This window comes from Paraburkholderia franconis (assembly GCF_009362735.1).
Lineage (GTDB): Bacteria > Pseudomonadota > Gammaproteobacteria > Burkholderiales > Burkholderiaceae > Paraburkholderia > Paraburkholderia franconis.
Window position 1 is genome coordinate 350092 of sequence record NZ_WHNP01000001.1, and the last position, 17511, is coordinate 367602.

A 17511-nucleotide genomic window follows, 5' to 3' on the forward strand; every position below is an offset into this window, starting at 1 on the left:
ATAGCGAGGATGGTCGCCCTCATCTGCTCGCCGATCCGAATGGCGCTAAGATCATCGCCGCGGCATTTGGTCGTGTGCGTCGAGAACTGCGCGACCTTTCATCCCGACGTAACACAGACAGCATTGCCTCGGCATGCCGTCCGGATTTCGCTTCTGGAAGCAGCGGCGCATCGGCCTGCTGCCCATGACAAACCCACCGTATGTTCCGGCGGAGCATCCGCCGGACTTTCTTATAAGTGTTGGAGGGCTGAACGTGAACAAGCTGACTACTGCCTTTGGCGCACCCGTAGTAGACAACCAGAACATTCAGACGGCGGGGCCGCGTGGCCCGGCGTTATTGCAGGACGTGTGGTTCCTCGAAAAGCTCGCGCACTTCGACCGCGAAGTGATTCCCGAGCGCCGGATGCATGCGAAAGGCTCCGGCGCATTCGGCACATTCACGGTCACGCACGACATCACGAAGTACACGCGGGCGAAGATCTTCTCCGAAGTCGGCAAGAAGACGGAACTGTTCGTGCGCTTCTCGACGGTCGCGGGCGAGCGCGGCGCCGCCGATGCAGAGCGCGACATTCGCGGCTTCGCGATCAAGTTCTATACGGAAGAAGGCAACTGGGATCTCGTCGGCAACAATACGCCTGTGTTCTTTTTGCGCGATCCGCTGAAATTCCCCGACCTGAATCACGCAGTCAAGCGCGATCCGCGCACGGGCTTGCGCAGTGCGGAAAACAACTGGGACTTCTGGACGCAACTGCCTGAAGCACTGCATCAGGTGACGATCGTGATGAGCGATCGCGGCATTCCGAAGTCGTTCCGTCATATGCATGGCTTTGGCAGCCACACGTTCAGCTTCATCAATGCCGCGAAAGAGCGCTACTGGGTGAAGTTCCATTTCCAGACGCAGCAGGGCATCCAGAATCTGACCGATGCGGAAGCGGCCGCGCTTGTCGGCGCGGATCGCGAGAGCTCGCATCGCGACCTGTATGAAGCGATCGAACGCAAGGAATTCCCGAAGTGGACGATGTACGTGCAATTGATGCCGGAGAAGGACGCGTCGAAGTGCTCTTACAATCCGTTCGATCTGACGAAGGTCTGGCCGAAGAAAGACTATCCGCTGATCGAAGTCGGCGTGATGGAATTGAATCGCAACGCGGAGAATCATTTCGCGGATGTCGAGCAGTCCGCGTTCAATCCGGCCAACATCGTGCCGGGCATCAGCTTCTCACCGGACAAGATGCTGCAAGGCCGGCTCTTCTCATACGGCGATGCGCAGCGCTATCGCCTCGGCGTGAATCACAGCCTGATTCCCGTGAACGCGCCGAAGTGCCCGGTGCACAGCTATCACCGCGACGGCTTCATGCGCGTGGACGGCAACATGGGCGGCGCGACGCCGTATAACCCGAACACGCGCGGCGAATGGCTCGATCAGCCGGATTTCAGCGAGCCGCCGTTGTCGATCGAAGGCGCTGCGGATCACTGGAATCATCGCGTCGACGAAGACTACTTCTCGCAACCGGGCGCGCTGTTCCGGCAGATGAGCGCCGAGCAGAAGCAGGCGCTGTTCGACAATACGGCACGCTCGCTCGCAGGTGTATCGGAGCCGATCCAGAAGCTGCACATCGAGCATTGCACGAAGGCCGATCCGGCTTATGGGAAAGGCGTCGCGGCGGCGCTGGAATCGGCGAAGAAGAGCGGCGCTACGCCGAATCGCGCGCTGTGAGCGGCTGTAGCCGCTGCGAGATGCTATGAGATGAGCACTGCGCATCGCGCGTGACCTGGCGATGCGAGGAAGGGTTTAGTCCCAGCGCTCCCCGAAGACCGGCTGCGAGGCCGATCTTCGGGACCGCGCCAAAGAGCCGACGCGCGCGTGAGTCAATCAAGCGACGCAACGAAAATGCGCGCGACCTCTTCGAGCCCACGCCGGTCTTCGTCGTCGAAGCGCGCGAGCACGGGGCTGTCGATATCCAGCACGCCGACCAGTTCGCCATTCGCTTTATGCAGCGGAATCACGATTTCCGAACGCGAGGCCGAGTCGCACGCGATATGTCCGGGGAACGCGTCGACATCCGGAACGACCTGCGTTTGTCGCGTCTGCGCCGCGTGGCCGCATACGCCGCGGCCCATCGGAATGCGCACGCAAGCAGGCTTGCCCTGAAACGGGCCGACCACGAGTTCGCCATCGATGGCGAAATAAAAGCCTGCCCAATTCAGTTGCGGCAGGCTATGAAAAATCAGCGCTGACAGATTCGCCGCATTGGCGATCCGATTCGATTCGCCCTCAAGGAGCGAGCGCGCCTGCGAGGCCAGTTCACGATAGAACCCGGCCTTGGGCAGCGCGTTATTGATGGTGGCTTCGAACATCGGATGCACTCACTTCTGCTTCATCGAAGCAGCCATTCTCGCATCAATGGGCGCGACGTGACGGCACGCGTGTCAGATGTCGATGAACTCCGCGAAATCGTCGAGTGGCGTGCGCTGTGCGCGCCACTGGTTGATCGCGGCGTCCGTTTCTTCGTAGCCAATTGCCATGCCGCTGAACAGCATGCGCTCGTCGGGCAAGTCGAGAAACGCGCCGATCGTCTTCGGATACATCGCCCAGCATTCCTGCGCGCAGCTATGCAGCCCTTCTTCGCGCAACAGCAGCATCACGGACTGCATGAACATGCCGAGATCGGCCCATTGCGGCGGACCCATGCGGCGATCGACGGTGCAGAAGAGCGCAAGCGGCGCATCGAAGAACGCAAAATTGCGCGCGAACTGCGCGAGACGTCCAGGTCGGTTTTCGCGCGCAATGCCGATGCTGCGATACAGATCTTCGCCCACTTCAAAACGCCGCTCGCGATACGGCGAATGAAGATTCGGCGGATAGACGTTGTACTCCGTCTCTTCGCCGCCCGGCGCATCCGCGATGCGCTCGCGCATGATGTGCTTGAGTCGTGCGAGCGCGTCGCCCCCTACGACATGGATATGCCACGGCTGCAGATTGCCGCCCGAGGGCGAGCGCGCGGCGGTGGCGAGCACGCGGCGGATCACGTCGGGCGCGACGGGGGCGGGCAGAAACTGGCGCACCGATTTGCGGCTGCTGATTGCATCACTGACGTTCAAGCTTTTTCTCCATGAGCCTTGGCCAACGACATAGGCCGATGATACAGGCGACGATCCGCGTCTCCTGCTAAAGCTTCTGAAAGGCAGTGCCGTTAACGCGACCAAACTACAGCGACCAAAACGCAGCGACCGAACCACAACGACCACATACGCAAACACAAATGGGGAGCCGCATTTGAATACGATGAAGCTGGCAACACATGTCGCCGCGATCGCTGCACTGGCTGCGCTGACCGGTTGCGTCACGAGCGAGCAGCAGATCTCCGCCGCGCCTGCGCGGCCGCGTCCCGCGGTCGTCGCGGTGCAGGCTCCGCCGCCTGCCGTCGTTGTGCGCGCGCCTGCGCCCGTTGGACAGCCTGTGTACGTGTCCGCGCCCAGCGACGTCTATATCGCAGGCGTGATGGATCGCGACGTGGTGTTCATCGGCGGCGACACGTATCTGTGGGTAGTGGGCCCGGATGGCCGGCGTCATCGGCATTTTTACGCGCATGGCGATCGCCGCGCCGAAGTGTTCCGCCGACGCGAGCATCTGCGCGCCGAGATGGCTCGTCGTGGTGGTCACGCGCCGAGCCACGCGGTCGTCGCGCATCGAGACGCACATGCGCTGCATCGTGCCGAACGTCGCGAAGGTGCGCCGGTGCGGCATGCATCGGCGGAGCATCATCGTCCGCAGCCGGGAGCGGCACGCGTGGCGGAGCATCACGGCAACGATCGCGGACCACGCGACCACAACCGGCCGCCGCGCGTCGACGAGGCCCAGCAGCAGGCGCCGCACCGGCAGGGACATGCGGGCTGAGCGCCCGTTCATCGCAGGGTCGAGCGTCGTGCACGGCGCCATCGTGGCCGTGCAGTCGCTGATATGCGATGGCTCAGATCATTTTCCTGAACCATACGCGCGCACGAAGAACGCAATCGTGATGCACGCCGTCAGCGTCAGCGTGCCGTAGCGGATCACGTGCGCGGGCGCGCGCCGTCCGACGTGCGCGCCGCCGTATCCGCCGAGCGTCGCGCCGATCAGCATCGCGAGGGTTTCGGGCCAATGCACCGCATGCGCGACGATGAACGCGAGGACGGCCATCGTGTTGGCCGCGCTCACGAGCAGCGTGCGCGGCGCATTCAGCAGCTTCAGCTCGCGACTGTCGAGCAGGCCCCATACGGCCATCATCATGATGCCGACTGCGCCGCCGAAATAGCCGCCATACACGCCGAGCACGAACTGGATCACGAGCACCGCCGCTCGCCCGATGTGCCAGCGCTCGCGCATCCATTCGCCGAAGCGCCGGCCGAATGCGAGCGCAAGCGTCGCGAACAGCAGCAGCCACGGCACGACGAAATCGAATGTCTTTGCAGGCGTGAGCAGCAACAGCAACGCGCCGCAAATGCCGCCAATCAGCGTCGTGACGATCATCGCGCGCAACGACACGGAGCCGATCGGCCCGAGTCCGTCGCGATACGCCCACGCGCTCGCGAGGCCGCCGGGATAGAGCGCCACGGTGCTCGAAGCGTTCGCCTGAACCGAAGGCACGCCGGCTGTAATCAATGCGGGAAGCGTGACGAACGAGCCGCCGCCCGCCAGCGCGTTCATGCCGCCTGCGAGCAGTCCCGCGCCCGCTACAAGGAATAGACCGTTCATGCGACGCATGATAGCGGCGGCGGCTTCGCGGATACAATCGGGATTCTCCGATGCCAGCGTTCGCCCCAACCGAAGATGACGACGTCGCGTTTTGACCTTACCGATCTGCGGCTATTCCTGATGGTCGTCGAGCAGGGCAGCCTCACGCGCGGCGCGCAGGCGATGCATCTCGCGCTTGCGTCGGCGAGCGAGCGCATATCGGGCATGGAGTCCGCGCTCGGCACGCCATTGCTCGAACGCACGCGGCGCGGCGTGCGTGCGACGCCCGCAGGCGAGGCGCTCGTGCGTCACGCGCGGCTGATCGTCGGGCAGATCGAGCAGATGCGCGGCGAGCTGCGCAGCTATGCGACGGGCCTGAAGGGCCGCGTGCATCTGATGTCGAACACGGCGGCGCTCGCATCGTTTCTGCCCGAGCAGCTTTGCCGCTTCTTGAGCGCGCATCCCGATCTCTCCGTCGACATCGACGAACGCCCGAGCGCCGACATCGTGCGCGCCGTGGCCGAAGGGCGCGCCGATCTCGGCATCGTCGCGGATATCGCCGATCTGGCCGCGCTGCAAACGCATCTGATCGCCGACGATCAACTGGTGGTCGCTGCGAGCCGCACGCATCGCATTGCCAACGACGCGCGCGTCGCGTTCGCGGATATCGTCGACGAGGCGTACGTCGGCCTTTCCGATGCGGCGCTCGAGCGTCATCTCACGGAGCGCGCGTCGCGGCTTGGGCGGCAGATGCAATACCGCGTGCGTCTGCGCAACGTCGCCGATCTGGGCCGGCTGATCGAAGCGGGCGTCGGCATCGCGATTCTGCCCGCTGCATGCACTCAGCCGCTGCGCGACGCGAATCTCGCGATCCTGCCGTTGTCCGAAGCCTGGACGTCGCGGCGCCTGCATCTGTGCGCGCGGGACTTTTCGGCGCTCACGCCGCATGCGCACGCGCTCGCGAAACAGCTGATGACGCTCAATGCAGTGTCGCCATAAACGCAGTGTCGCGATAGCGCCGCCACACGTGTGCGCTGCTACAGCTGCGATTCGATCGGCAGTATGCCGAGCAGCCAGATGCCCGCCTTGCGCAGCGCCGATACGTCCGGCTCGCTGTCGAGGACTTTCATGCTGCCGTCGGGCGCCGTATCGATCCACACGATGCTGTTCGTGCCGTTCGGATTCGGGCGCAGTTCGAGCCGCCAGGCGATGTGGTCCAAAATCGGCTCGAGCGTATCGACGACTTGCGATGCGGCCGCTGCACTTTCGCAATACACGCCGATTTCCGTATTGAGTGCGACCGAACGCGGATCGAGATTCATCGAGCCGATAAAGAGCGTGTCGCGATCGAACACATACGTTTTCGCGTGCAGCGACGCCTTCGATGAGCCGAACAGTTGCTTCTTGTCCTCGCCGCTCTTCTCGCTGGCGACGGGCTTGAGTTCGTACAGCCGCACGCCCGCTTCGAGCAAAGCCCTGCGGTAGCGTTGATAACCCGCGTGCACGGCGGCGACATCGGTGGCGGCGAGCGAGTTGGTCAGCACGGTGACGCGCACGCCATTGTGTGTCAGCCCCGAAAGCCACGCGACGCCTTCTTTTCCGGGCACGAAATAAGGCGAGACGACGAGCATCTGATGCTCCGGCTGAAGGTGGAGTGCCTTCAGTTGCGTCATCAGATGGCCTTGCGCGTTGCCCGGCGAGCGCGTGATTTTCGCGGGATCGTCGTAGAGCAGCGTGGCTTTGCCCCACGAGTATTGCGTCGCGTCGTGCGAATGAATCACCTGCGTGAGCCGCGCACGCGCATTGACGACGTACGGATTGGTCTCCTCGGACGCGAGATACGCGTCGAGCTTCGCGCGCACCTCCGCGAGCGCGCTGGGGTCCGCCTTGCGGCCCATCAGGCTGGCGATGGGATACGACGCGTCGGAGTTCCAGTACAGGTCGAATGCCGTCGATACGTCGCGCACCACGGGGCCGTGCACGAGCACATCGAGATCGCCGAACGCGACATCGGTCGACGCGCCGAAGTACTCGTCGCCGATATTGCGCCCGCCGAGTATCGCGCCTTCGTTGTCCGCGATCATCGACTTGTTGTGCATGCGCCGGTTCACGCGAAAGAACTCGGTGGCCATGCCGATCTTCTTGAACGTGCGGCTGGCGACGGGATTGAAGAGGCGGATCTGTACGTTCGGATGCGAGTCGAGCGCGAGCAGCAGCTTGTCGTCGGCGTTGGTGCCGAGATCGTCGAGCAGGATGCGCACGCGCACGCCGCGATCGGCGGCGCGCAGCACGGCGGCGCCCAGCGCGCGGCCCGTCAGGTCGTCGTGCCAGATGTAGTACTGGAGATCGAGCGTGCGGTCGGCGGCCTGTGCGAGCACGAGGCGCGCGACGAGCGCATTGACGGCGTCGGGCAACAGATGGAACGCGCTTTCGTCCGGGTGCTGCTGCTCTTGCCGCGTGAACGCGTTCGCAAGGCGGGTGTTCTGCGTGTCAGTGACGGCATGCGTCGCGACGCGGTCCGTCTGTGGCGGCAAGCTCGCGCACGAAGTCAGCAAGGCGACGGTGAAGGCCGCGAGAAGACTTCGTAGCTTGATCATGTGCGCGCTCCGCAACGGGATGCGGGTCAGATTAGCGGGAGCGTTGGGCGGTTACAAGTGGAACAAGTGGAACAAGTGGAACAAGCGGAACAAGCGGAACAAGCGGAACAAGCGGAGCGCTGTCATGGCACCTCGTTACGAGTCGAGCGAAGAGGTGCGGTTCATCGGCGCCGCACCCATCAGCTGCGTCAGGATCTTCACGATCATCATGGGATCGACGGGCTTTGTACAGACGGCGTCGAAGCCGCCGGCGCGCAGTTCGTTGAAGTTGTCGTCGGTCTCATAGGCCGTGTACGCGAGCAGCGGCACGGACGCAGTCTCGGGCGACTCGCGCAACGTCCTTGCGACGGCCAGCCCCGACACGCCCGGCATCGCGACGTCGAGCACGACGCCGTCGGGATGCCATTCGTTCGCGATCTTCAGCGCGTCGCAACCGTTGTAGGCGACGCGCGTGTCGAAGCCGGCGCTGGCGAGAAAGGCAGCCAGCGAGTCGGCTGAATCGATGAAATCGTCCACGACGAGCACGCGCGGCGGGATCGAATGCGCGGCGACGCGCGCTGCCGTCCATATGTGATTTCGCGTTGGCCTGAAACTCGTGTGGCGCATGCTGCTCCCCCTGAATGGTCCGTCGCTGTTTGCGGCTGGGCGTCCTGTAAGCAAATGCAGCAACAGCCATTCCAACCTTGTGTCCGGCGATCATCCGAAACCGGAATGAGAGCCGCCGCGCAGTGCCGGCAAGCGCTGGTTTCAGCGGACTCGCGCGGTTTCGCGATGTGCTTCATAACGCGTCGCGCATGCGGCGTGTTCGAAGCGTTGCGCATCCGTGTGAAAGTCCGTCATGCGGTTTGCAGCTTTTCCATCCGCGGAGCAGGGTTGAACCGGGGGCGACGGCTGGAGCGCGGAATGCTACGGAGCGGCGAAACGCCGTGCTGCAATGCACGGCTGCGTGTGTTGGCGAGCGCATAGTCAAAGGCCCGGCGGGCAACTTGCCATGCTACGATGCCGTCATCCGCCGGGAGAAACCCAGCCCCGGATTGCATCGCACTTTCTTCGCTGCAGGAGGCTTGCCATGCACTTCGACTACAAGGGATTTCATATCGACTGCCGGGCGAGGCACGACGAAGATGGCCACTACGTCGCCCAGGCCAGGCTCACTCGGGCGGCGACGGCGCATACGCCCGCCGAAGTGCATCAATCGGGCGACATCGATTCATTCGTCGACGAATCGGACGCGGTGACATGCGCGCGCACATGGGCAATCGAATGGATCGATGAAAACTGGGACTAGCCGGACTGCTTTATCGCCCCGCTTTCGCGGTCCCACGCCGCACGGAAGAGCACGCAATGGCTATTGCGCCGTTTGCTGGCGCCGATACTCGTTCTTCTTCATCTCCAGGTACTCTTGCCGGTCGAGTTCGTGCAACTGGCGCTGGTACTGCTCGGTTGCATCGAACCATGTCGCGAAGCGTCGAGCCACGCGCTTGTCGGCGGGCATCGCAAGCGAAGCCAGATACGCGTCGATGGCGAGGTAGTAGCGCATCGTGTTGCGTTCGACGAGTCCGCGTACGCCGCCGATGTAATCGCCGTCCGGCGCCTTCGTGAAGCCCACTTTCCCGCTGCCTATCGTCGCGAGATAGGCCTTCATCGCGATGCGTCCCGCTGTGCCGAATCCATACGAGTAGGTGAGATGCAGGAAGGTGCGCCCATTGCCGATGTCGGCGGCTTCGAGCACGATGCGGTAGTCCTTCGTGCTGAGCGGTCCCGTCGCCGCGCTCAGATTGACCTGAAAGTAGTCGGGGCTCGTTGCCACTGAACGGTAGTTGAACTGCACACGGGATGTGTCGCCCAGTTCCTGTTCCGTCTTCTTGCCTACGTTCATGCTGATGGTCGCGCCGTTGCTGCCCGAAGACGCATGACAGTACTTCGTGTTCAGATGCAGGATCAGCACTTCGCACCAGTTGGCGGGGCCTTGCTGCGGATCGTTGAGCGCGCTGTTGACCAGCGCGAACGGATAATCGACGACGGCGTAGATATCGCCCTTCAGCGTGCTCTGCGTTTCTTCCGAGTCGAGATGGATCGGGCGATGAAACACGTTCGACTTGAGTTGCGGCGCGAGCGCGTCGTACTTGTCCCGGAGCGCCGTGGCGTTGTCGTCGGCCCATGTCAGCGCGCCGAGCGACAGGCCCAATAGCGCGAGCACCATGAACGCAAGTCGCCTCGTGATACGCATGATCCGCTGAGTGCTCATGACGGCGCTCCCGCTGACAGCTCAATGGCTGGCCAATCCGGCTGGGCAAATTTCGCACGAATATTAGCAGAGACGCGCTGAAATGCGGATGAGCCGTTCGAGCATAAAGGTGATTTAAACCGGCATTCATTGCAGCAACGTTCGTTCCTAGAATGGCCTCCATGCGTTGACACCGTCACGCAACAGCCCTCGGTCAATTTTTTGGAGCACATCATGGGACGTCTCAATAGCCAACCCCTCAGCGAAGCCACCGGCCAGGCCGCGGATCTTTTTGCGGGTATCAAGCGCGCTGTCGGCATGGTGCCGAATGCGTATGTCGACATCGGCACGAACAGCCCCGCTGCACTGCAAGTCGTGCTGACCACGGGTGACGCGCTGAGCAAAGGCTCGCTGTCACGCAAGGAAGTGGAAGCGGTCAAGCTCGCGATCAGCGGCGTTGCGGATTGTGATTACTGTCTTGCGGCTCACTCGCTGGCGGCCCGCAAGGCCGGCATCGCGGCCGACGATATCGCCGCGCTGCGCGAAGGGCGCGATTCCGCCGACGCGCATCTGAATGCCATCGCGGCGTTTGCGCGCACGGTGTCCACGACGCGCGGCAGCGTGCCCGTCGAAGTCGTCGATGCCGTGAAGGCCGCGGGCTATAGCAACCAGCAGATCGTCGAGACGCTGCTCGCGATCGCCGACATCACGTTCACGAACCTGTTCAATCGCGTGAACGATACCGTCGTGGACTTTCCGAAGGTCTGACGCAATGGCAAGCCGCTCGCGTCGAGCGGCTGCCATGTGCCCGTGACTGGCCATGGCCCGTCACGGGCATTGTGCGTTGATCGCGTATCGCTGCGCGGCCGGCCTTGCGTCTTCATGGTTTCATTTGTAGCGATTTGATTCAGCGCTCGGGCCGCAAAGGTTCGATCCGCTAGAATGAGGCTCGCTTTTTTCAACCAAGGAGATTCGCGTGAAATCAGTTGTTGCCCTGCTCGCCGCAGCCACGCTCGCGTCAACGGCGCTCACCGCTCATGCTGCATCGACGGAAAAGCTGCCCTCGGGCGTCGTCGTCGAACACCTGACGCAGGGAAGCGGCCCGCAGCCCACAGCCGCCGACGTCGTGCGCGTCAACTACCGCGGCACGCTCGCGAACCGCACGGAGTTCGACAGCTCGGCCAAGCACGGCGGTCCGGCAGAGTTTCCGCTCGGTCGTGTGATTCCCTGCTGGACGCAAGGTGTCGCCACGATGAAAGTGGGCGAGAAGGCGAAGCTGACCTGCCCGGCCGCAACGGCTTACGGCTCGCGCGGCGTCGGTCCGATCCCGCCGAACAGCGATCTGACGTTCGAAGTCGAACTGCTCGCGATCGTCAAGTAACGACCTCTCTTCGCGCAGCGCCCTGCCATTCCCACACGGTTCTATTGTGGCGGCGGCGCTGCGCTTGTTCCGCCTCGCATTCCACATCGTGAGGAGCGAAAGCTCCGGCGGCGCTATTCCCGTATTGAATCGTTTGATTATCGTTAACGCTGGTTGGCAGAAGGCAAATTGGCGTGATACCTAATTGGTCTTGCGGCGAGTCAGATGGACGATTGGGATTCTGTCACCAATATGAAAAACTGCGCGCTCAGAATCCCGCAAAAAATAAGATTTGCATGACGGGGTATAGGGTGACCAGAAAACAAAGGGTGCTGTTCCTCTGCAGGGACAACGCAGCGCTTAGCATCTTGGCCGAAGCCTTGCTACGCGAGCTGGACGGATTGCATTTCGACGCTTTCAGCGCAGGTCTCGAACCCGCCGACAAGGTTCACGCGGCGGCAATGGGAGAGTTGCGCCATGGTTTTTCCAGCCTGGAACTGCTCAATCCGAAGAGCTGGCTGGAGTTCACGAGCGAATGGGCGCCGCAGATGGACTTCGTCGTTACTTTGTGCGACGAGTCGGCGCGCGTCGACATGCGCGCTTTTCACGGTCGCCCGCAATTGCTCCACTGGACGCTGACGCCGTCCGCGCGCTCGGCTGCAGGCGCGTTCGAATACGCGTTCTGGCAGATATTGAAGCGCGTCGAAGATTTCATCACCGCCGAACGCCGCCCTTGGCCGTCGTTGAAATTGCCGTCGGTTGCGCCTTGCGCGTCGGATGCGTGCGACCTGCTGATGAGCGGTCAATAAAGCGGCCCAATAGCGACTCCGAACGACGGCTCAAAGCCGCAGCCAGGGAACGCGGCTGCATCGGGAACCTGATTTGCTTGGTCGGTCATGACCGGCACCGAGTGCTCACACAATCAGGGAACCCGATGAAAGTCGAAGCCAATACCGAGGCCAGTCGTGCACTGCCGCACGACGGCACTGCCGAAGCCCATTTCTCCCACTATGCCGCGCCGCTGATCGACGGTGCGCTCGCTTGCGCGGCCGCGCTGCGCGCCAATCCGGACGCGGAAGTGCTGCACAAGCTGCGCGTGTCGTTGCGGCGCTTGCGTTCGTTGTTGTGGGCGTACCGGCCACTTCTCGACGACACGTTCGACGCGCAGCAACGCGCGCTTTTCAAGTTCTTCGCCAGCGCGGCCGGCAAGACCCGCGACTGGGACATTCTGATCAGCTTGCTCGAAGAGACAACCGACACGCAGGGTCAACCCCGCGAGGCGCTCGAAACAGCGCGTACGAAGTCGCTCGACGCGAGCCGCGAAACGCTTGCACACGCCAACGTAAAGAGCGCGCTGCGCGATGCGCTGAAGGAAGCGAACCGCGAATTGAATACCGCGCACGATCGCACGCCGCTGTCGAAGTTCGCGCGCAACCGGCTCGCGTCGGCGCAAAAGTCGATGAAGAAGCGCATGAAGCGCGCGGCGCATGCGAAGCGCTCGGACTACGCGTCCTATCACGAAGTGCGCAAGGCAGGGAAGAAACTCCGCTATCTGATCGAGTTCTTCGAGCCTGTGCTGAAGAAAAAACAGGTGAAGTCCGTCAGTTCGCTGAAGAAGCTTCAGAAGCGCTTTGGCGAGTTGAACGATGTCGTCGCGAGCGAACAGTTGTTGCGCGACAACCAGAGTGTGTTTTCCGACGAAGCGCTAACCGCTCGCGCGCTCGACTCGCTTGCGAAGGAACGCAAGCGCCGCATGCGCGCGGCAGCGAACTTGCTATGACGGGCGCAAACGATGCCGCTCGTGATGACGCGTCAATGCAGGAGCGTTACCGGGTAGCGCTCCAACGTTCACACGTCGTGTGTCATGTCAATAGAAATGCAACCGCGTTGCGACGCGATGGATGCGTTAAGGCGATTGCGCGGACCTTGCCGTTCCTGGGTGGGCCGCCCTGGCGCTCTGTGTCCTGTTAGCGCCCTGTTCGCGAACGCAGTGTCTCGCGCACGCGCTTCGCCGCGAAGAGCGGCACATAGTCGAGAATGCGTGCTTCGCGCTGATAGTCCTCGACGGCATCTGTGTACATCTGCGACACGACTTCTTCCGGGCTGTCCGTGGATTCAGCAATTTCGTGCACGATCTTTTGCGAGTCGGCCGTCTTCATCCGGGGTCTCCCATCATTCAGTCAGTAGTCGAGAGCTTGAATTGAAGAACACACGGCCCCTCACTGCCAATAGAACTTCGCAATCGACGGGCCCGGACCGGTGCCGTTGTACCGCAGCGCGCGAAGAATGCCTGATTGATCAGACAGATAGCACACGTGCGCAAGAACTTTTCCACAGGCCTGTGCACAGAAATTGTGGATAACGCAGAGCGAATCGACGATGAAAGCTCGCCGTCATTGGCAGCCTTTCGGGTTCTCGGGGCCGAGCACCGTGATATAGCCTCTGCTCTTCATGCACGACTCGTACGCGCGTACCTTCGTGCATTGGCCACGACCTGAGTTCATCGCGACCGTTTTGCATTGTGCGATCGAATGGTCCATTGGCCCGAAGTCCATGTCGCTCGAACGGTTCAGCGACGGCGCGTCCGCACCCGTCGCCGAAAATTCGACGGGGCCCGTGTGCGTGCAGGCCGTGGCCAGCAGCGCGAGCGCTGCCGCCGCGAAACGTGCATGCATGAGGTGGCGGATGTGGGCGCGCATTGTCATGATTCAATTCCTTATTGATGACGCGAGCTCATAAGCGGCTGCGTCCTGCGAATGATCGGACTCGCATTGAAGAGCGCGATGCTTTTCATTCGCCGATCAGATGCAGCACGATATCGCGTTCCTGCGGCCGCGCGCGATGCTCGAACAGATAGATGCCCTGCCATGTGCCGAGCACCATGCGGCCGTGTTCGACGGGGATCGAGAGCTGCACTTGCGTCAATGCGGTGCGCAGATGCGCGGGCATGTCGTCGGGGCCTTCCGTGTCGTGCTCGTATCGGCCGGGGTCTTCGGGCGCGAGCATCGCGAAGTGCCGTTCGAGATCGCGCTGCACCGAAGGGTCCGCGTTCTCCTGAATCAGCAGCGACGCCGACGTGTGCCTGCAAAACACCGTCAGCATGCCCATCTGCATCGACTCGTCGCGCACGAATGCGGCGACCTCCGAAGTGAAATCGAACAACCCGCGAGCGCGCGCCCGCACGTTCAGATGTCGAATAGCCTGGCGCATGAATCGTTCTCCGTTGTGATGGGACATTTGTGAAATGCAATGCCTGCCGATGAGTTTACAGCGCACTTCGCGTTTCATCTTCTTCAGCGGGGCGAGTGGCGGCACATCGATTGCTACGTTTCGCGCGGTCGATTTCGCTTTGCAAAAAAGGCTATGCTGGTGGTGCCGAATCGCTCGCCGTCGACCGGCAACTGAAAGGAGGCCGCCATGGAACGCGACGAATTCATCGACGCGCTGAAGCGCGAAGGCTTCGCCGAAATCGTGACGGTGACACGCGATGCGCACGGCACGCTCGACGATCACGCTCATCCCTTCGAAGCGAAAGCGCTGATCCTGCACGGCCAGTTGACGTTGCGAGTCGGCGATATGGAGCGCGTCTATAGGACGGGCGACGTATTTCATTTGCACGCAAACGAAAACCATTCGGAGCGTTTCGGGCCAGACGGTGTTCAATATCTGGTCGGCCGCAAGTGATGGCAGCGGGAGTCTGCCATGCGTCGTGGCAGCCTGGCTGCAAGGTCCGCGTCGAGCCGTTAATATTTTTTGGACCGCGCGTTGACGCGCGATGCGCCTGCGCGTTACCGATCACTTCACTTTCGAGGAGGCCCTGAATGACGACGACGCCCGTCTGGTTCATCACTGGCTGTTCAACCGGCTTCGGCAAGGAACTGACCCGCGCGGTGCTCACGCGCGGCTGGCGCTGCGTGGCGACGGCGCGCAACGTCGCGTCGCTTGCGGATCTGGCCGAGCCTGGCAGCGATGCCGATGCGCGTCTGCTGCGCGTGAAGCTCGACGTGACGGACGACGCGCAGATCGCGGCCGCCGTCGATGCCGCGCAAGAGCGTTTCGGCGCGATCGACGTGCTCGTGAACAACGCGGGCTACGGCTATCAGTCGTCGGTCGAAGAGGGCGATGAAGACGAGATACGCGCGCAGTTCGACGTGAACGTGTTCGGCCTCTTCGCGATGACACGCGCGGTGCTGCCGGGCATGCGGGCGCGCCGCAACGGGCATGTGCTGAACATCACGTCGGTCGCGGGTCTCGTGGGCTTTCCGGGCTCGGGCTATTACGCGGCGACCAAGCACGCCGTCGAAGGCTGGTCCGATGCGCTCGCAACGGAAGCCGCGCCGCTCGGCATCCGCGTGACCTGCATCGAGCCGGGGCCGTTTCGCACCGACTGGGCAGGCCGCTCGTTGAAGCAGACGCCGAGCCGCATCGACGACTACGCGGAGACGGCGGGCAAGCGCATGCAGGCGACGGCGCAAACCAGCGGCCATCAGCCCGGCGATCCGGCGCGCGCGGCCCAGGCGATGATCCGCATCACCGAAACGGACGAGCCGCCGCGTCACCTCGTGCTGGGCGCGTTCGGCGTCGATGCGGTGTCGAAGCGCCTGCATGCCGCGTTCGCCGATATCGACGCGTGGCGCGACACGAGCCTCGGCGCGGACTTTCCCGATGGCGCGAAGTAATCACTCAGGCCGTGGCGCGTCAGGATAGTATTGCGGCGCTTCGCGCCGGTCGTACATGCCGTAGTCGCGTATCACGCGCACGCTGCGCAACCGCGCGCCGTCGGGCAGTGCGAGCGTTTTCACGTAGCTCGTGGCTGCCTGCTCGTCGCGCCATGCGGTTAGAAGAATCACGTCTCCCGCTGTGAGCACGGCTTCGAATGCGTCCCACGAAACGAGGCCCGCTGCGTCGTCACGCAGGCCCAATGCGATCGCCACATCGTATGCGCTTGCCTGCTTCACCCATTCGGCTTCGCGGCGCGCGTCGATTAGTACGATTGTCGTCGCGTCGCCTGCTTGCGTTTCGTCGAGCCGCTGTTCGTCGATTGCGTAGCCTTCGGGTGGATGCGTGTCGTGCGTCACCTCGCCGACGCGCAGATGATAGTCACGCAACGTCTGCGCGCGTCCCTTCTCCTGCATCCCGTGATGCAGCGCTTGCGTGCGCCAGCGCACAAGCGCTTTTTCATCGCGCCAACCCGATAGCGACAGCAGCCACCCTTCGCGTGTGAGACTGCGATAGCGAATGTTGTCGATGAAACCTTCGATCTGCTCCACTTCGGGCTTCAGCCTCTTCGCATAGCTGAGATACGCGTCCCATTGACCGGCGCGCGGATGCACTTCGAACAGCACTGAAAACATCGTGTTCTCCCCGTATTCAGACGGCTGCAATGCAATCGATTTCGATATCGAAGTGGCCCGGCCACGCGGGCACGCAAACGAAAATGCGCGCTGGCGGATCTTTCGGGAAATAGCGCGCATAGATGGCATTGACGGTCGCGAACTGCTCGACGGAAGTGCAGTAGACATTGCACTTCAACACATTATCGAGCGACGAGCCCGCTGTCTCGACGCACAGCTTCAACTGTTCGAGCACGAGTTCCGTTTGGCGTTCGAGCGGCGCATCCACGACTTCGCCCGTTGACGGATCGAACGGCGGCAGACCCGATACATAGATCGTGTCACCGTGCCGCGTGACGACGGAAGTCGGCGCCTTGAATCGTTCGAGCCAGCTCGACAGCGGTTCGACCCGGATGATCGCGCGTTCCATTGCAGTGCTCCTCGTGCGTGATGTCGAAGCCATCGTAACGCCATCGGTAGCAATGATGTTTCAGACCGAAGCGAAATGACAGACGGGCGCGAATGGGCACGAATGCGTGCAGGAAACCTTCCTCATTTTTCGCTCATTCTTCAAGCCTACGATGCACCCATCGATTCGACGCGCAGCGCGCGACAACATCCGGCGCGCTGTGGTGAGAGGGGAAAATCATGAACAGGTCATAGGTCAAAGCATGTGCATCGGCACTCGTCGTTTCGCTCGCGCTGAGCGGCCGTGCGACGTTTGACGGGGCCGTCAATGTCTATTCGGCGTCGCAGGCGCAGCGTGAAGAGACGGTACGCTCGGGCACTGTCGAAAGCGTCGAAATCACCGTGCGGCTCGACGACGGCTCGCTGCGCGCCGTGACGCAAAGCGTCGAAGGTCCGATGTTCCATGCGGGCGAACGCGTCCGGCTCCTGTCGAGTGGCGGCGTCACGCGCGTGACGGTTTGAATGACGCGTGATGCTCAAAAGCAAAACGGCCTCGCAATGCGAGGCCGTTTCACGTGTGCGCCCAGCATGGGCGCACTCCTGCGGGTGGAAGTCCCGCCATAAGCTGATCACGGCAAATGAAGTGAAGCGCAACTGCATGAGGGTGACCGAGTGTGGGGAGGAAGCGTGGAGCGTAAATCGCGAGCCGATGGACAAGAACCGTATAGAAGGCGCTGCCGAGCAGGGCGAGCGGGCACGTAACCGCGAAGCTCCCGTGATCAAGGCGAAGTGGCGTAGATGCGGCGGTTGTGCGATGAAGGAGTGCGTTCTTACCTGGGGAGATCTCGCCTTGTGCCTGAAAGGGCGACGGC

22 protein-coding genes are annotated in these 17511 nt (G+C 62.5%); 11 read left to right on the forward strand and 11 right to left on the reverse strand.

Going from position 1 to position 17511, the window contains the following annotated elements; all coding sequences use genetic code 11:
• Nucleotides 1-253 precede the first annotated feature (253 nt).
• Nucleotides 254-1717 (forward strand): catalase, encoded by a 1464-nt coding sequence (locus GCT13_RS01690; protein WP_321574140.1) that lies wholly within the window; start codon nt 254-256, stop codon nt 1715-1717.
• Between the two features lie 152 nt (nt 1718-1869).
• On the opposite strand, the gene GCT13_RS01695 is transcribed toward GCT13_RS01690, so the two are convergent.
• Entirely contained in the window at nt 1870-2358 is a 489-nt protein-coding gene (locus tag GCT13_RS01695) for a GAF domain-containing protein (protein ID WP_152755025.1), read from the reverse strand.
• Nucleotides 2359-2430: 72 nt separating this feature from the next.
• Entirely contained in the window at nt 2431-3102 is a 672-nt protein-coding gene (locus tag GCT13_RS01700) for a nitroreductase (protein ID WP_152755026.1), read from the reverse strand.
• Nucleotides 3103-3286: 184 nt separating this feature from the next.
• Here GCT13_RS01700 and GCT13_RS01705 point away from each other — a divergent pair, with 184 nt between their 5' ends.
• Nucleotides 3287-3898 carry a hypothetical protein gene (locus GCT13_RS01705; protein WP_227746701.1) on the forward strand — a complete coding sequence of 204 codons (612 nt, stop codon included), beginning with the start codon at nt 3287-3289 and terminating at the stop codon, nt 3896-3898.
• 78 nt (nt 3899-3976) lie between these two features.
• On the opposite strand, the gene GCT13_RS01710 is transcribed toward GCT13_RS01705, so the two are convergent.
• A complete protein-coding gene (locus tag GCT13_RS01710; RefSeq protein ID WP_152755028.1) occupies nt 3977-4735 on the reverse strand; it encodes a sulfite exporter TauE/SafE family protein in 759 nt (252 codons plus the stop codon).
• 75 nt (nt 4736-4810) lie between these two features.
• On the opposite strand from GCT13_RS01710, the gene GCT13_RS01715 reads away from it, so the two are divergent.
• The gene (locus GCT13_RS01715; protein WP_152755029.1) at nt 4811-5713 is read left to right on the forward strand and encodes a LysR family transcriptional regulator; all 903 of its coding nucleotides are present in this window, start codon (nt 4811-4813) and stop codon (nt 5711-5713) included.
• Nucleotides 5714-5751: 38 nt separating this feature from the next.
• Here GCT13_RS01715 and GCT13_RS01720 read toward each other — a convergent pair whose 3' ends face one another.
• Nucleotides 5752-7311: a phospholipase D family protein gene (locus GCT13_RS01720; RefSeq protein WP_152755030.1), complete on the reverse strand. Its 1560-nt coding sequence runs from the start codon at nt 7309-7311 to the stop codon at nt 5752-5754.
• A 135-nt stretch (nt 7312-7446) separates the two neighbouring features.
• On the reverse strand, nt 7447-7917 hold the full coding sequence (locus tag GCT13_RS01725; RefSeq protein WP_152755031.1) for a response regulator: 471 nt from the start codon (nt 7915-7917) through the stop codon (nt 7447-7449).
• Between the two features lie 463 nt (nt 7918-8380).
• Between GCT13_RS01725 and GCT13_RS01730 the strand changes: the two genes are divergently transcribed.
• Nucleotides 8381-8599, forward strand: coding sequence for a hypothetical protein (locus GCT13_RS01730; RefSeq protein WP_152755032.1), 219 nt, complete (start codon nt 8381-8383; stop codon nt 8597-8599).
• Between the two features lie 60 nt (nt 8600-8659).
• On the opposite strand, the gene GCT13_RS01735 is transcribed toward GCT13_RS01730, so the two are convergent.
• Nucleotides 8660-9559 carry a glycosyltransferase gene (locus GCT13_RS01735; protein WP_152755033.1) on the reverse strand — a complete coding sequence of 300 codons (900 nt, stop codon included), beginning with the start codon at nt 9557-9559 and terminating at the stop codon, nt 8660-8662.
• Between the two features lie 213 nt (nt 9560-9772).
• Between GCT13_RS01735 and GCT13_RS01740 the strand changes: the two genes are divergently transcribed.
• The 4 genes from GCT13_RS01740 to GCT13_RS01755 all read left to right on the forward strand — a co-directional run bounded on the left by GCT13_RS01740 (nt 9773) and on the right by GCT13_RS01755 (nt 12678).
• Nucleotides 9773-10306 (forward strand): carboxymuconolactone decarboxylase family protein, encoded by a 534-nt coding sequence (locus tag GCT13_RS01740; protein ID WP_152755034.1) that lies wholly within the window; start codon nt 9773-9775, stop codon nt 10304-10306.
• Nucleotides 10307-10514: 208 nt separating this feature from the next.
• Complete coding sequence (locus tag GCT13_RS01745; protein WP_321574141.1) at nt 10515-10919, forward strand: FKBP-type peptidyl-prolyl cis-trans isomerase; 405 nt, start codon at nt 10515-10517, stop codon at nt 10917-10919.
• A gap of 212 nt (nt 10920-11131) precedes the next feature.
• Complete coding sequence (locus GCT13_RS01750; RefSeq protein ID WP_227746693.1) at nt 11132-11707, forward strand: arsenate-mycothiol transferase ArsC; 576 nt, start codon at nt 11132-11134, stop codon at nt 11705-11707.
• 125 nt (nt 11708-11832) lie between these two features.
• Nucleotides 11833-12678: a CHAD domain-containing protein gene (locus GCT13_RS01755; RefSeq protein ID WP_152755035.1), complete on the forward strand. Its 846-nt coding sequence runs from the start codon at nt 11833-11835 to the stop codon at nt 12676-12678.
• Between the two features lie 187 nt (nt 12679-12865).
• Here the strand turns inward: GCT13_RS01755 and GCT13_RS01760 are convergent, their stop codons facing one another.
• The 3 genes from GCT13_RS01760 to GCT13_RS01770 form a co-directional block, all read right to left on the reverse strand.
• Nucleotides 12866-13057 (reverse strand): DUF3562 domain-containing protein, encoded by a 192-nt coding sequence (locus GCT13_RS01760; protein WP_152755036.1) that lies wholly within the window; start codon nt 13055-13057, stop codon nt 12866-12868.
• Nucleotides 13058-13291: 234 nt separating this feature from the next.
• Entirely contained in the window at nt 13292-13603 is a 312-nt protein-coding gene (locus GCT13_RS01765; protein ID WP_193727556.1) for a hypothetical protein, read from the reverse strand.
• 85 nt (nt 13604-13688) lie between these two features.
• A complete protein-coding gene (locus GCT13_RS01770; RefSeq protein WP_152755037.1) occupies nt 13689-14108 on the reverse strand; it encodes a secondary thiamine-phosphate synthase enzyme YjbQ in 420 nt (139 codons plus the stop codon).
• A 207-nt stretch (nt 14109-14315) separates the two neighbouring features.
• Between GCT13_RS01770 and GCT13_RS01775 the strand changes: the two genes are divergently transcribed.
• Entirely contained in the window at nt 14316-14582 is a 267-nt protein-coding gene (locus GCT13_RS01775; protein WP_152755038.1) for a cupin domain-containing protein, read from the forward strand.
• Nucleotides 14583-14719: 137 nt separating this feature from the next.
• Nucleotides 14720-15577: an oxidoreductase gene (locus tag GCT13_RS01780; RefSeq protein WP_152755039.1), complete on the forward strand. Its 858-nt coding sequence runs from the start codon at nt 14720-14722 to the stop codon at nt 15575-15577.
• Here the strand turns inward: GCT13_RS01780 and GCT13_RS01785 are convergent, their stop codons facing one another.
• Both GCT13_RS01785 and GCT13_RS01790 read right to left on the reverse strand, forming a co-directional pair.
• Nucleotides 15578-16252, reverse strand: a complete 675-nt coding sequence (locus GCT13_RS01785; protein ID WP_152755040.1) for an antibiotic biosynthesis monooxygenase family protein — start codon at nt 16250-16252, stop codon at nt 15578-15580.
• Nucleotides 16253-16268: 16 nt separating this feature from the next.
• Entirely contained in the window at nt 16269-16661 is a 393-nt protein-coding gene (locus GCT13_RS01790; protein WP_152755041.1) for a RidA family protein, read from the reverse strand.
• 272 nt (nt 16662-16933) lie between these two features.
• Here GCT13_RS01790 and GCT13_RS01795 point away from each other — a divergent pair, with 272 nt between their 5' ends.
• A complete protein-coding gene (locus tag GCT13_RS01795) occupies nt 16934-17161 on the forward strand; it encodes a hypothetical protein (protein WP_152755042.1) in 228 nt (75 codons plus the stop codon).
• Nucleotides 17162-17511: the final 350 nt, after the last annotated feature.

Bases quoted from the DNA above. Each gene is read 5' to 3' on its own strand.
- GCT13_RS01710 (WP_152755028.1), bottom strand. From the start codon at position 4,735: ATGAACGGTCTATTCCTTGTAGCGGGCGCGGGACTGCTCGCAGGCGGC.
- GCT13_RS01780 (WP_152755039.1), top strand. From the start codon at position 14,720: ATGACGACGACGCCCGTCTGGTTCATCACTGGCTGTTCAACCGGCTTC.
- GCT13_RS01790 (WP_152755041.1), bottom strand. From the start codon at position 16,661: ATGGAACGCGCGATCATCCGGGTCGAACCGCTGTCGAGCTGGCTCGAA.
- GCT13_RS01760 (WP_152755036.1), bottom strand. From the start codon at position 13,057: ATGAAGACGGCCGACTCGCAAAAGATCGTGCACGAAATTGCTGAATCC.
- GCT13_RS01770 (WP_152755037.1), bottom strand. From the start codon at position 14,108: ATGCGCCAGGCTATTCGACATCTGAACGTGCGGGCGCGCGCTCGCGGG.
- GCT13_RS01740 (WP_152755034.1), top strand. From the start codon at position 9,773: ATGGGACGTCTCAATAGCCAACCCCTCAGCGAAGCCACCGGCCAGGCC.
- GCT13_RS01785 (WP_152755040.1), bottom strand. From the start codon at position 16,252: ATGTTTTCAGTGCTGTTCGAAGTGCATCCGCGCGCCGGTCAATGGGAC.
- GCT13_RS01775 (WP_152755038.1), top strand. From the start codon at position 14,316: ATGGAACGCGACGAATTCATCGACGCGCTGAAGCGCGAAGGCTTCGCC.
- GCT13_RS01730 (WP_152755032.1), top strand. From the start codon at position 8,381: ATGCACTTCGACTACAAGGGATTTCATATCGACTGCCGGGCGAGGCAC.
- GCT13_RS01725 (WP_152755031.1), bottom strand. From the start codon at position 7,917: ATGCGCCACACGAGTTTCAGGCCAACGCGAAATCACATATGGACGGCA.
- GCT13_RS01755 (WP_152755035.1), top strand. From the start codon at position 11,833: ATGAAAGTCGAAGCCAATACCGAGGCCAGTCGTGCACTGCCGCACGAC.
- GCT13_RS01695 (WP_152755025.1), bottom strand. From the start codon at position 2,358: ATGTTCGAAGCCACCATCAATAACGCGCTGCCCAAGGCCGGGTTCTAT.
- GCT13_RS01715 (WP_152755029.1), top strand. From the start codon at position 4,811: ATGACGACGTCGCGTTTTGACCTTACCGATCTGCGGCTATTCCTGATG.
- GCT13_RS01735 (WP_152755033.1), bottom strand. From the start codon at position 9,559: ATGAGCACTCAGCGGATCATGCGTATCACGAGGCGACTTGCGTTCATG.
- GCT13_RS01720 (WP_152755030.1), bottom strand. From the start codon at position 7,311: ATGATCAAGCTACGAAGTCTTCTCGCGGCCTTCACCGTCGCCTTGCTG.
- GCT13_RS01765 (WP_193727556.1), bottom strand. From the start codon at position 13,603: ATGACAATGCGCGCCCACATCCGCCACCTCATGCATGCACGTTTCGCG.
- GCT13_RS01705 (WP_227746701.1), top strand. From the start codon at position 3,287: ATGAAGCTGGCAACACATGTCGCCGCGATCGCTGCACTGGCTGCGCTG.